The 12,005-nt window shown below is 64.8% G+C and carries 11 protein-coding genes, 2 pseudogenes and 1 other annotated feature; of the genes and pseudogenes, 4 read left to right on the top strand and 9 right to left on the bottom strand.

The genetic code is table 11. The features are described 5' to 3' along the window. Positions 1-2 precede the first annotated feature (2 nt). Complete coding sequence (locus BLT81_RS11710; protein WP_019194832.1) at positions 3-722, top strand: CPBP family intramembrane glutamic endopeptidase; 720 nt, start codon at positions 3-5, stop codon at positions 720-722. A gap of 21 nt (positions 723-743) precedes the next feature. After that, a complete protein-coding gene (locus BLT81_RS11705; RefSeq protein WP_083337285.1) occupies positions 744-1,907 on the top strand; it encodes an LCP family protein in 1,164 nt (387 codons plus the stop codon). On the opposite strand, the gene BLT81_RS11700 is transcribed toward BLT81_RS11705, so the two are convergent. The 3 genes from BLT81_RS11700 to BLT81_RS11690 form a co-directional block, all read right to left on the bottom strand. Beyond that, positions 1,904-3,448 (bottom strand): alanine/glycine:cation symporter family protein, encoded by a 1,545-nt coding sequence (locus tag BLT81_RS11700; protein ID WP_019194834.1) that lies wholly within the window; start codon positions 3,446-3,448, stop codon positions 1,904-1,906. The genes BLT81_RS11705 and BLT81_RS11700 overlap by 4 nt on opposite strands. 117 nt (positions 3,449-3,565) lie before the next feature. Continuing rightward, on the bottom strand, positions 3,566-4,507 hold the full coding sequence (hutG, locus tag BLT81_RS11695) for a formimidoylglutamase (RefSeq protein ID WP_019194835.1): 942 nt from the start codon (positions 4,505-4,507) through the stop codon (positions 3,566-3,568). Positions 4,508-4,511: 4 nt separating this feature from the next. Then, positions 4,512-5,909, bottom strand: a complete 1,398-nt coding sequence (locus tag BLT81_RS11690) for an amino acid permease (RefSeq protein ID WP_019194836.1) — start codon at positions 5,907-5,909, stop codon at positions 4,512-4,514. 74 nt (positions 5,910-5,983) lie between these two features. On the opposite strand from BLT81_RS11690, the gene BLT81_RS11685 reads away from it, so the two are divergent. Further along, entirely contained in the window at positions 5,984-6,727 is a 744-nt protein-coding gene (locus BLT81_RS11685) for an IclR family transcriptional regulator (RefSeq protein WP_019194837.1), read from the top strand. Between the two features lie 983 nt (positions 6,728-7,710). Here BLT81_RS11685 and BLT81_RS11675 read toward each other — a convergent pair. Both BLT81_RS11675 and BLT81_RS11670 read right to left on the bottom strand, forming a co-directional pair. After that, positions 7,711-8,022 (bottom strand): hypothetical protein, encoded by a 312-nt coding sequence (locus tag BLT81_RS11675; protein ID WP_019194839.1) that lies wholly within the window; start codon positions 8,020-8,022, stop codon positions 7,711-7,713. A gap of 41 nt (positions 8,023-8,063) precedes the next feature. Continuing rightward, complete coding sequence (locus BLT81_RS11670) at positions 8,064-8,591, bottom strand: hypothetical protein (protein WP_196794478.1); 528 nt, start codon at positions 8,589-8,591, stop codon at positions 8,064-8,066. Positions 8,592-9,213: 622 nt separating this feature from the next. Here BLT81_RS11670 and BLT81_RS12855 point away from each other — a divergent pair. After that, positions 9,214-9,373, top strand: a pseudogene (locus BLT81_RS12855) (IS256 family transposase); the annotation flags it as partial. A gap of 285 nt (positions 9,374-9,658) precedes the next feature. Here the strand turns inward: BLT81_RS12855 and BLT81_RS11660 are convergent. The 4 genes and pseudogenes from BLT81_RS11660 to BLT81_RS12850 all read right to left on the bottom strand — a co-directional run. Next, positions 9,659-10,285, bottom strand: a pseudogene (locus tag BLT81_RS11660) (Abi family protein); the annotation flags it as partial. Positions 10,286-10,464: 179 nt separating this feature from the next. After that, the gene (locus BLT81_RS11655) at positions 10,465-11,022 is read right to left on the bottom strand and encodes a DDE-type integrase/transposase/recombinase (RefSeq protein WP_172812408.1); all 558 of its coding nucleotides are present in this window, start codon (positions 11,020-11,022) and stop codon (positions 10,465-10,467) included. Then, positions 11,003-11,374 (bottom strand): IS3 family transposase, encoded by a 372-nt coding sequence (locus tag BLT81_RS11650; protein ID WP_172812407.1) that lies wholly within the window; start codon positions 11,372-11,374, stop codon positions 11,003-11,005. The genes BLT81_RS11655 and BLT81_RS11650 overlap by 20 nt, the downstream gene beginning before the upstream one ends. Next, positions 11,264-11,392, bottom strand: a sequence feature (AL1L pseudoknot). Its footprint overlaps the gene before it by 111 nt. A 357-nt stretch (positions 11,393-11,749) precedes the next feature. After that, positions 11,750-11,923: a hypothetical protein gene (locus BLT81_RS12850; protein ID WP_019194843.1), complete on the bottom strand. Its 174-nt coding sequence runs from the start codon at positions 11,921-11,923 to the stop codon at positions 11,750-11,752. Positions 11,924-12,005: the final 82 nt, after the last annotated feature.

The raw sequence follows: 12,005 nt of genomic DNA, 5'->3' as shown, positions 1-12,005 counted from the left end.
GCATGACCACCGACCGCCGGCTGCGCGCAGAGATCATCATCGAGATCCTCATCGTCCTCGCGATCACCTTCGGCACCTCCGGCCTACGCGCCGCGCTGCGGCTTATCGACGGCCTCCTCGCCCCCGCCCCTCTCAACGAGCAGGCCGTCACGCTCAACGACGCCCAATCGAGCGTTTCCTGGCTCGACCTCGCCCTCCAGGCCACGAGCGCGATCACCCTCGCCGCCTGGGGAGCGCTCGCGCTTTACTTACTGAAAAGGCGGATCGGTGTGCCGTCGCTACGCGACTGGCCCCGCGGGGCCGCCCTGGCGGCGGTGATCGGGCTGCCCGGGCTCGCCCTGTACGTCGCCGCGCTGCAGTTCGGGTGGACGCGCGAGGTTGTCGTCGCCACCGACGCCGCTCAGCTGCCCACCCTTCTGCTCTGGTCGGCGGCCAACGCCTTCAGCGAGGAGGTCGTGGTGGTGCTGTGGCTGGTGACGCGGCTGAAACAGCTCGGGTGGGCGCCCGCTGGAGCCATCGCGGCGTCCGCGGTGCTGCGCGGCAGCTACCACCTCTACCAGGGCGTATCCGCCGGGCTCGGCAACATCGTCATGGGCGTCGTCTACGCCGCCTACTTCCAGAAAACCGGCCGGATCTGGCCGCTCGTGCTCGGCCACTTCCTCATCGACGCCGTCGCCTACCTCGGCTACCAACTGCTCGACCTGTCCTGGCTCGGGTTGTGAGGGGTGGTTTAGGCTAAGCGCATGTCACATACGCCCCGCTCCAACGACCCCCGGGACAACCTCGGGGACTACGTCGTGGGTAAGGACGGCCGGCCCGTCGTCGACCGCTACGGCCGGCCGGTGCGCCGCCGGGAAAGCGCGCCCCGGCCGGAACCCCGGCGCCGGCCCCAGCAGCACATGCCGCCAGAGCAGACCCGCTACGAGCCGCGCCGGCCCCCCGAGGCGCCCATGCGGGTGGCCCGCTCCCGGCCGGCCGCGCCTCCCCCGCCGCGCAGGCGGCCGCGGCGCCGCCGCAGCGCCCTGCCGGGGTGCGTCGCCTCCCTCGCGCTCATCCTCGCGCTCATCGTCGCCGGGGTGTTGCTGACCGACGCCCGCCTCACCCGCGTCAACGCGCTACCGCAGGAGCGCATCGCCAACACCGCGGGGACGAACTGGCTGCTCGTCGGCTCGGACTCGCGCGTGGGCCTCAGCGAGGAGGACGCCGCACGCCTGGGCACCGGCGGCGACATCGGCAGCACCCGCACCGACACGATCATGCTGCTGCACCTGCCGTTGCGCGGCCAGCCGACGCTCGTGTCCATCCCGCGCGACTCCTACGTCGAGGTCCCCGGCTACGGCTACGACAAGATCAACGCCGCGTTTTCCTACGGCGGTCCGGCGCTGCTCACCGCCACGGTCGAGCAGGCCACGGGCCTGCGCGTCGACCGCTACGCGGAGATCGGCATGGGCGGGCTCGCCGGGGTGGTCGACGCCGTCGGCGGGGTCGACATCTGCGTCGCCGAGCCGATCGACGACCCGCTGGCCAACATCTCCCTCCAGCCGGGCTGCCAGCGCATGGACGGGCCCACCGCGCTTGGCTACGTGCGCACCCGCGCCACCGCGCTCGGCGACCTCGACCGGGTGCAGCGCCAGCGCGAGTTCATGGCGGCGCTGATCGACCGGGTGTTCTCCCCCGCCGTCCTGCTCAACCCGCTCCACCTCGTGCGGCTGGTCTCGGCGGCGCCGCGGGTGGTCACCGTCAATACCGACGACCACATCTGGAACCTCGCGCGCATCCCCCTCGCGCTGCGCGGCGGGCTGACCACCGAGACGGTGCCCGTCGGCGGCTTCGCCGACACAGAAGTCGGCAGCGTCATCCTGTGGGACGACGCTGCCGCTGAGGCGCTGTTTAGCGCGCTGCGCTAGACGGCTTCCTTCACAGTGGGATCACCCGCGGTGGGCCAGGTGCCGTTGGCGACCATCTCGGCCTTGCGCGCCACCCAGAAGTCGGCGTTCTTGATGCCCAGCGCCTCCGGGTCGAACTGCGGGTCCAGGCCCGCCTTCTTCTGCCGGCGGTAGTCCCACAGGCACTTCAGGGCAGGGACCTGGAGGACCAGGATGGCCACGATGTTCAGCCACGCGGTGGAGCCGACGCCGATGTCGCCGAGCATCCAGGCCGCGCCCGGGGTGCTCGTCGCGCCGACGAACACGGAGACCACGATGAGCACGCGCAGCGCCCAGATGAGCACGCGACGCGCCGTCTCGTTGCGCACCCACCGGTTGAGGTACGTGAAGTTCACCTCGGCCATGTAGTAGTAGGCCAGCACGGTGGTGAAGGCGAAGAACATGATGGCCAGGGCCACGAAGGAGGGACCGATACCCGAGGCGAAGGAGTCCAGGCCCGCCTGGACGAAGCCCGGGCCGACGGGGATGCCGTCGGGAAGCGAACCGGCGTAGCGCACAGCTCCGTCCTCAGACTCGCCCTCGAAGACCTTGTACATGTCGGTGGAGATGATGATGAAGGCGGTCGCGGAGCAGACGAAGAGGGTGTCCACGTAGACCGCGAAGGCCTGAACGAAGCCCTGCTTCGCCGGGTGCGAGACCTCGGCGGCGGCGGACTGCGGGCCGGTGCCCTGGCCTGCCTCGTTGGAGTAGATGCCGCGCTTGACGCCCCACATGATGGCCACGCCGAGCATGCCGGAGAAGACGGCCTCGCGGTCGAAGGCGGCGTTGAAGATCAGCCCGAAGACCTCCGGGATCTGGGAGGCGTTGGCGAAGAGGACGACGATGGCGACGATGATGTAGATCAGCGCCATGAACGGGACCACCAACGAGGCGAAGGTAGCAATGCGCTTGACGCCGCCGACGATGATGACGCCGAGCAGCACGGCCATGACGGTCGCGGACACCCACGCGGGCACTGACCAAGCGTTCGTCAGCGCGGCGGAGACGCCGTTGGCCTGGATGCCCGGCAGGAAGTAGGAGGTGGCCAGGATCATCGCCACGGCGAAGACGATCGCGTAGACCACAGCGAAGGGGCGCGCCGCGGTGTGGCGGTAGGCCTTCTCAATGTAGTAGGCGGGCCCGCCGCGGTACTCGCCGGTGTCCTGGTCCCTCTCCTTGTAAATCTGCGCCAGGGTGCACTCGACGAAGGAGGTCGACGAGCCGAGCAGCGCCACGAGCCACATCCAGAACACGGCGCCGGGCCCGCCGAAGGCGATGGCCGTGGCCACGCCCGCGATGTTGCCCACGCCGACGCGGCCGGCGAGCGAGATCATGAGCGACTGGAAGGAGGAGATGCCCGACTCGGACTTCTCGCCCTGCGCGAGTTGCTTGATCATGTCGGGCAGGCAGCGGATCTGCAGGAAGACAGTAGCGAGGGTGAAGTACGCGCCCGCGCCGAGGCACAAGTACACCAGCCAGTTCGACCAGATCAGGTCGTTGAGGGTAGAAAGAATCCCGTCCACGGGACCTCCTTAGGGGAAGGGAAAGGGGCAATCGCTGGAAGATTGCCCCTCAATATATTCTTCCGCCCAGGCCGCCGGGGCGTTTTCGGCACAAATTTTGTGCCCGCCATCACAGACCTAGCCGGCAGCCACTGCCCTCACATGCGCGTCGACGATGTCGTGGATGAGGCGCGCCGCCACTTTCGCCGTGCGGTTGTCCACGTCGTACTGCGGGTTGAGCTCGACGACGTCGACGAGCGCGACCCGGCCCGTGGCGGCGACGGCGGTGACCATGGCGCGCAGCTTTTCCGCCGCGACGCCAAAACCCGCCGGGGCTGAAACCCCCGGCGCGACCGCGGCGGGGAGCACGTCGAGGTCGATGCTCAGGTGGATCGGCGCGCTGCCCGCCACCGCGGAGGCGGCGGCGCGGGCGCACTCGCGGGGGCTCAGCTCGGCGAGCTCCACGTCGAGGACAGTGCGCACGCCGAGGTCGCGGGCGGCGTCGAACAGCACGGGCGTGTTGTTCGGCTCGGAGATGCCGAAGACGGAGTAGTCGAAGTCGTCCCCCACCAGCTCCGCGATCTGGCGAAACGGCGTGCCCGAGGTCGGCCGGTCCGCCTGGCGCAGGTCGAAATGCGCGTCGAAGTTGATCACCTGCAGCGGCCCGAGGGCCTCGACAACGCCGCGGTGGGTGGCAAAGGAGGTCTCGTGCCCGCCACCGAGCACGACTACGAGGTTGCCGCCGACCGCGAGTTCGCGCACCCGGGCGCTCACCTCGGCCTGCGCGCCCTCGAGGTCCTCGCCCTGGGTGGTCACCGTGCCGGCGTCGACAAGCGGCCAGGGGTGGTGGACCGCGAGCCCGCCGAGCGCCGCGCGCAGCGCCTCCGGTCCGGCCGCCGCGCCCGGGCGGCCGCCGTTGCGGGCCACGCCCTCGTCGCTCGCGAAGCCGAGCAGCGCGACGGCGTCGCGCCAGCGCCCGGCATTCGATGTGTCGATGACGCTGTGCCACCTCGCGTGCTGTGGGCCGGGGCCGTCGTCGCGGCCCGACCAGGCGGTGGCGGGGGTAAAGAGTTCTGCCATGGCGCTAGAGTACCTCCGCCCGCGCACCCGGGGTCGGGTCGTTGATCCCGTCGATGCGGTGGCGGCCGGTGGCGTAGTAGGCCGCCACGCAAATCACGCTGAAGGCCACCCCCACCGCGAGGGAGAGGCGGTATTCGGGCAGCCACGCCATGATGCCGAAGGTGAACAGGATGAAGGCGACGGAGAAGTACTGGCCCCAGGGCCACAACGGGACGCGGTAGGTCAGCTCGGAGGCTTCGGCGCGGCCCATGTGGCGTCGAGAAGCAAGGTGCGCGAGCAGGATCATGAGCCAGACGAAGATCGTGGCGAAGGTGGCCAGCGAGGCGACGATGGCAAAAACCGACTCGGGGATGAGCGCGTTGAGCACGACGCCGATGGCCATGACGGCGAGCAGGATAACGGTGGTCATCACCGGCACGCCGCGCACCGTCGTGGCCATGACCCGCGGGGCGAGCTGCTGCCGGGCCAGGCCGGTGAGCACGCGCCCGGCGCCGAAGGTGTCGGCGTTGATGGCGGACAGCGCCGCGGTGATCACCACGACGTTGAGCAGGCCGGCGGCCCAGTTCACGCCGAGGGCGGAGAAGATTTGCACGAAGGGCGACTCCTCGCCCGTGATGGTGCGCCACGGGTTGATCATGAGGATCACCAGGATCGCGAGCACGTAGAAGAGCAGGATGCGCACGGGCACGGTGTTGATCGCCTTGGGGATCGCGCGGTCCGGGTCCTGCGCCTCCGCGCCCGCCACGCCGATGATCTCGGTGCCGCCGAAGGCGAAAAGCACGAGGATGAACGCCGAGACCATGCCGCCGACGCCGTTGGGGAAGAAGCCGCCGTCGTTGACCAGGTTCTGCGGGCCGGTGCTCTCCGTGCCCGCCAGCCCGAAAACGAGCACGGCGGCGCCGGCGACGATCATCGCGATCACCGCGCCGACCTTCACGATGGTGAACCAGAACTCCAGCTCGCCGAACACGCGTGTCGACGCCAGATTGGCCGCGCCCACGATGAGCAGCGCGACCACGACCCACACCCACCGCGAGACGTCGGGGAACCAGAACCCCATGTAGATGCCGATGGCGGTGAGGTCCGCCAGCGCGACGATGACCATCTCGAAGGCGAACATCCAACCCGTCAGGTAGCCGGCCGCCCCGCCGAGATGAGCGCGCGTGTACTCGGCGAAGGAACCGGTGACGGGGTGGCGCACCGCCATCTCGCCGAGCGCGCGCAGCATGAAGTACACCACCGCCCCGCCGAGCAGGTAGACCAGCAGCACCGAGGGCCCCGCCGCCTGGATCGCGCCCGCGGAGCCGTAGAACAGGCCCGTGCCAATCGCCGACCCGAGCGCGATAAAGTGCAGGTGGCGGGCCGAAAAACCGGTGCGGCGGGGCGTGCGTGCGGTACTCAACGTCTGTCCATCCTTCCGTGTGTCACACGGCTAAGTCTCACACACCGCCGCCCCGGGGATGTACAAGGGAGGGTGTGAGCACTCCCCAGGTCCCCGCCGCGCACAACGTCCTGCGCATCCTCACGCTGCTCTCCTCCAGCGACGCGCCCCTGTCCGCCGCGCGTATCCAGCGCGCGCTCGACCTGCCTCGCTCATCCACGTACCACCTGCTCGCGGAGCTGCAAGACTCCGGCTTTGTGGTGCACCTGCCCGGCCCCGGCACCTACGGCCTCGGCCTGGCCGCCTACCGCATGGCCAGCGCCTACACCACGCAGCAGCCGCTCGTGCGCTTCGCGGCGAAGGACCTCGAGACCATCGCCGTTCTCGTGGGCGGCTCCACGCACCTGTCGCGCCTGGCGGGCTCCGAGGTCGTCTACCTCCACGAGGCCCGCGCGCCCCGCGCCGTCTCGCTGGTCACCGAGGTCGGCGTTCGCCTCCCCGCCTTATCGACGGCCTCAGGGCGCGTCATGGTCGCCCACCTGCCGGAACCGGAGGTCAAGGCGATCTTCTCCACCTCCGGCGAGCAGCGTTCCTACCGCGCCCTCACCGGGCGCCTCGCGCTGGCCCGCGAGCGCGGGTGGGAGGAGGAGCGCGAGGAGGTCTCGCGCGGCCAGGAATCGCTCGCCGTGGCGCTCGTCGACCACCTGGGCCGGCCCGCCGCAGCGCTTGCCGCCACCTTCGAGGCCGGCAGCCGCGACGACGCGCAGCGCGCCGAGGTGGTGGAGCGGCTGTCTGCCGCCGCGCGGCGGGTGGCGGGGAAGTTTTTTGGCGGGGAGTGAGGTTCGTGGGAAATGCTGCGCATTTAGCTGCGGTTACGGCAAGAACGAGCGTCGAAAAGCCTGCACGTCATACGCGCAAGCATGGGGCTCGCGCTGGGCCGCATCCTTTCGCGTCAGCTGACCCTCTGGCACATTCCGTGGAACGGGCTTGTCACGCGATCGCAGACGAATTTCTCGCCGGAGTATCGGTCTTACTCCCGGGATAGAAATCCCTCGGCGAGCCGGGTAATTGAAACGGTCCATGCCGCCTCGTTACACCGTTTCGAATCACCACTCTCGGTTTCCGCCCCCGTGGTGACGGCCCGCAGCAGCTTTGATCCGGCGCACTACGTTTCTGTAGAGACACACCAGACTGGGAAGGGTACAGATTTCGCTGTGGGGAAGATCTGGGACAGATCGGCTGTGGGAGTGGAGCTTGGACTCATGGGTAAACGACCCATAGACGGTTTCATTCAGCTGGCCCGACGAGATCCACCTATACCTCGAATCTTCAATCAGCTGCCGCCCAATAGCCCTGGTAACGTATGCCGCGACCCAGTCGGCAAACTGAATGTTCGCCGGCAGTACACCATCTAGGCGCATCGGCGGCTCTACCATGACTTTCATCTCGGGAGACTCCGATGTGCGCATTCATGTCCGCTACGCGTTTCACCCGCGTTTTTTCGTTGATGCTGTCAATGAGAACCACCACTTCCTGGCCCACGAAAACACCGCCACAACCTAGACCTCCATTCCCTCCCCCTACGGAAAGCAAGCGGTCGAAGCCCGCGCGCGCTAGCACAACGGACGAAGGGAGGCGGGAGAAAAAGGCCAGAATCTTCTTCGCGCACTGTTGCACGAGGAAACCGGCCGGCGAGCAGCAGCGTGGAGAGCTTCTGCGTCTCCCGCACCACATTCATCTTTTATTCTTCACACTAAAATGTGGGTGGGCCCGTGACTTCGGGTCCACCCACATTATGCTGCCAGTACGTCGCCCTCGGCGCCTACACAACCCAGAGGATAACCAGCGCGACGAGCAAAGCCGCAAAGATAGCTGCAGAGGTGATGAGTGTCTTCTTCTTGAGGAAGAGTGTTCCGTCGTCTCCGGGCTCCGACGCGACCTTGATCCACGCGTAGCTGCCGACAACGAGCACGACCCACTCGCCCAGCCAACCCCACCACGGAATTTCTAATGACCAGCTAACGAGTGCCGACGCCGCGGTAATGACCGAGGCCATATAGACGGCGTAGACGACAATAGGGATTCTCCACCCCTCAGTAACGCTCACTACGTTGCGTGAGGATGAGGAACTCATTTAGCATCACATCCTTTTGGGCTCGTGTGTAGTGTACTCCTTTAGCAGCTGGCGGCGGTTACGCCTAGACCGGTTGCCGCGCCGCAAGCCGCGCCGCCGACCCCGCCTGTTGCCAGTCCGACAGGCCCGCAAACAAGCACGTCAGCGGCCACGTTGATTCCAAGGCTCACCCACTTATTCTCGATGCACCGGTTCGCAACGCCGTCAGCCGATGAGGCGGAGATGACCTCGCCGTCATATTCAAGAGTGATCCCTTGCGGCAGGTTCGCCTTGATACTGGCGACGAGCTCGCCCTTCGCGTTGTACGCGTTGATCACATCTCCCTCAATTTTGACGGTATCTCCCTCCAACAGATGGGGGACAAGCACATTCTTCTCAACATCGAACGTGCGCGTTCCTTCTGCAGATCTAAACCAAAAATCTGCTTCCGTGCCGTCGGCAACCGTGCTGCCTTCTGCTGTTTGTCCAGCCACTTCGGACTCTGCTTGTGCAAACGCCGGGGTGAAAAGAGACGACACAATAAGTGAAGCGGTAGCCAAAGAACCAAAAACTCTGCGGGTATTAATCACTTTTCCTCCATACCCTATCGAAACTAAACCTGAACGAACGAAGCCGGGTCAACCTGTTGCGGGTACAGCGTAGAAACACCCGTACCACTGAGAGTTCGTGGGTTTTTCCACGTTATGAGCGGCTCCGTTATAACACAGTGTAGCAAACACAACGCCTTTGTGCAGTGCACTCTCAGACTAAGCAGCTATCTGACAGGGTGCTGTACGTTTTACACCTTTTCGGCTCAGACCAACAATTGCGTTGACGTCAGCTTTTCCCTCGCTTTACTCCTTCCCGCATTTCTGGCGTATGTGGGGGTCGAAACGGGGTTCACCCTTCTCGTGTCATTCACTGAGCTACCGCTGGTGCCGGAGCGGAGTCGTGGATTCCGGCGTTATATGAGACCCTGATGGCTTGCGCCTCATAAGTGATGTGTCTGATCTGATGTAGTTGGTCCGGTTCGGCTTGGGAAGTAGGCCGTGTTGGCGGCCTGTTTTGGCCCGTTTCAGCGCGGAAAATTGGTTGCGTCCGCTAGCGTGGTGTACCTGTGACTGTCGGTGAGGGACCTCATGAACGTGTGAGGCGGCCACCGCAGTACCTTTCGAATCAATTCGTACCTATCCTCGAAAGGAACCAACGCGAGTGGGCGCTGGACCCAATCATATCGACCCGACCGCCTACCTTGATGAGCTGCTCGCCCACACATCCCCGGAACTGATGCGTCAGATGCTGCAGGACTTCATCAACCAGATCCTTGTCCACCCAAGCAGACAGCGTCTGCGGGGCCGACTACGCCACAGCCGTCACCGCCGATCCGGACAACCTCGACACATCCCTCCAGGCCTTGGCGTGGATGGTCGTTGCCGCGAAGCAGGACGCGGCCAACCACCGCACACCTGTGGCAGGAGAGAACCTATACCCTATCCACAAGGTTGCGATCAACGATCGTTCCCAGCCCCAGTAGGTGCCGCCGCGGGACGCCCGCCACAAACCCTGGGTAAAGGGGAACCGTCCCGGCGGAACTTCAACCCCCTACGGACACACGACCATCTGCGTCGACGTGATCACTGGCCTCGTAGCGCGTGAGTTAGCTTCGCCAGAGATCAAGGTCTTGCCAGTCAGCGGGTGCTCCGGTGCGCAAGAGCGGAACGATGGGATTGTGCGGGTACGTGTCGAACAGCGTGGGTAGCTTATCGGCTGGGGATAATCCCAGTTGGCGGTGAAGGTATTGGACGAGCGAGAGTTGACCGAAAGCGCGATTCATCTGCCCCGCCACAGCAACGAGCCGGGGATCATTATTGAGTTTGGGTTTGATGTCATAGACACGATTGAACATGCGGGCATGGTGAGCGGCAAGGTTGCGCAGAATATTCAGTGACTTTAGCCAGGACTCAAGTTGAGGAGCGCTCAGCGCGCATTGGTCGGCGATGCGGTTCCGTGCCGGGGTCGGTGACATCCCATACAAGTAGGACAGCATTCCCCAGTCCATGACTTCCACGGCAGCCCAGATCGGCATAGCACCGCCGTACTTGCGTTGGTGATGCGCGACGAAATCTTCCTTGGAGTTTTTCACTGCATTCTTGAACTTCTCACGCCAGATCTCGTGCACAGAGCGCCCATTTTTGCGGTGTTGACGCGCGCGGGCTCCCAGTTGCTGAGGGTTAAGGTGGATTAGAGGGTTGAGACGCCCAAGTTCATGGCCCAGCATGGTTCTGACCGTCATCTGTTCAGAAGACCGAAATGGTAGCGGTGTGGTGAGTATCTGGTAGCGCCTGAGTGGGTACCCGGTAGCGGTATCTCACTCAGGCGTTGCCGGTTGTTATGCGATGGTGGTCAGGCGCATGTTTGGCTTTGTCAAGCCCCGAGTTTTGTAGAGGGTCCTATTGTTGTCGATTAGGCCGCTTGGGTGTTCGCGGCGGTGTATTCCTGATGGGCCTGGCGGGGCGGGCGGTACCCTAGCGCCGAGTGCACACGACGGTTGTTGTGCCAGCCGACCCATGTCGACGTCGCGACGAGAACATCTCGCAGCCCCGGCCAGGTCCTACGGTCGATGAGTTCAGCGCTTCTGCCATTGCGTTGTCTCAGGAGTCTCCCTGCGAGCCAACCGAGGCGATAACCTGCGACTGGGCCAAGGTCTCTCCGTAGACGACCGACCTGTACTGCACGCCCCTGTCTAAAGTGATGGATCAGACCGGAGACATCTTCACCGGCGCGCAGGCGCGCTGACAAGGCCATGTCAAGTGCGTCTTTAGCCAGCGATGTGCGCATGTGGTTGGTGATCTGCCAGCCAACAATCTCCCGGGTATACGCGTCGAGGACGAACGAGGCGTACACCCACCCGACACGCGTGGGGATGTATGTGATATCCGCGACCCACAGCCGGTTCGGCGCATCGACACAAAAGTCGCGTGTGACCACATCGGATGGGCAGTTATCGGGGGCAGCGCTCACGGGTGGAGGGCTTTTTCTTCCGGCGCCGGATACCACGGATGCCTTCGAGTGCCATGAGGCGCTCAACGGTGCACCGGGCGACGTGACCGACGTCGCCTCGGCGATTGATCTCAGCCCATAGTTTGCGCGCTCCATAGCAGGAGTAGTTGTCGTCGTAGATGGCACGCAACGCTTTGCGTAGTTGTCGGTCGCGGATAGATCGAGATGATTCAGGCCGGGATTTGTAGGCGTAGTAGGTGCTCAGGGCGATTTTCGCTTCGGTTGCCGCCAAGGCGCGAATAATCGGCTCGACCCCGAACTCCTCCCGGTTGTCGTCGATGAACCGGACGACTACGTGTGTGGGCGCTCGCACGCGGGCGCGAAAAAAGCTGATGCTCTTTTCAAAATCTCGTTGGCGCGCTTCGCTTCAATCAGTTCAGCTCGCAGTCTGCGGTTCTCCGCTGCACAATCCACCGATTCAGCCGGGGTTGCCGCGCCGGATTGTTTATGAGCGCGGACCCAGCCGCGCAGAGTTTCCTTGACTGAATCCGAGCTCGACAGCGATGCGGGTGATCGTACCGCGAGACGTGTCAGGGTCAGCTTGCGCGTGCAGCACCAGTTCGATGGCGCGCTGCTTCAACTTAAGGCGTGTACTTCGAGGGCATGTGTAGGGCTCCTTTTCCACATTCCCACCCTCCATTAAACCTGGGGCAAACCACCTACCAACTACGCGGATTGCCCCTACCTACTACACGGAAACGGCAGTCAACGCCGCGACCTGTTCAACAGTGGTCAGACCAAGGCTTCGCAGTGCTTGGTTCGCTCGTGAAATCGCGCGGTGCGAGCATCCGAGCTGGTGTTCAATCTGGCGGTAAGAACGCTGCCGAATCAGCAGCGTCATCACCGCACGGTAATCCGTCATAAGCGGACTCCTTCCAGTACGAGCCGCACCCGAGTGGTGCGGCTACCGGAAGTATCACCTTGAGCGCTGTGAGCTGCTACCG

The organism is Corynebacterium timonense (assembly GCF_900105305.1).
In the GTDB taxonomy this organism is placed as follows: Bacteria; Actinomycetota; Actinomycetes; order Mycobacteriales; family Mycobacteriaceae; genus Corynebacterium; species Corynebacterium timonense.
The sequence above is the reverse complement of the archived record's forward strand: the minus strand, read 5'-3'. Positions and strand labels throughout refer to the sequence as shown.

Coding starts and splice junctions, on each gene's coding strand:
- BLT81_RS11710 (WP_019194832.1), top strand. CDS start 3: ATGACCACCGACCGCCGGCTGCGCGCAGAGATCATCATCGAGATCCTC.
- BLT81_RS11705 (WP_083337285.1), top strand. CDS start 744: ATGTCACATACGCCCCGCTCCAACGACCCCCGGGACAACCTCGGGGAC.
- hutG (WP_019194835.1), bottom strand. CDS start 4,507: ATGGCAGAACTCTTTACCCCCGCCACCGCCTGGTCGGGCCGCGACGAC.
- BLT81_RS11675 (WP_019194839.1), bottom strand. CDS start 8,022: ATGAGTTCCTCATCCTCACGCAACGTAGTGAGCGTTACTGAGGGGTGG.
- BLT81_RS12850 (WP_019194843.1), bottom strand. CDS start 11,923: ATGACGGATTACCGTGCGGTGATGACGCTGCTGATTCGGCAGCGTTCT.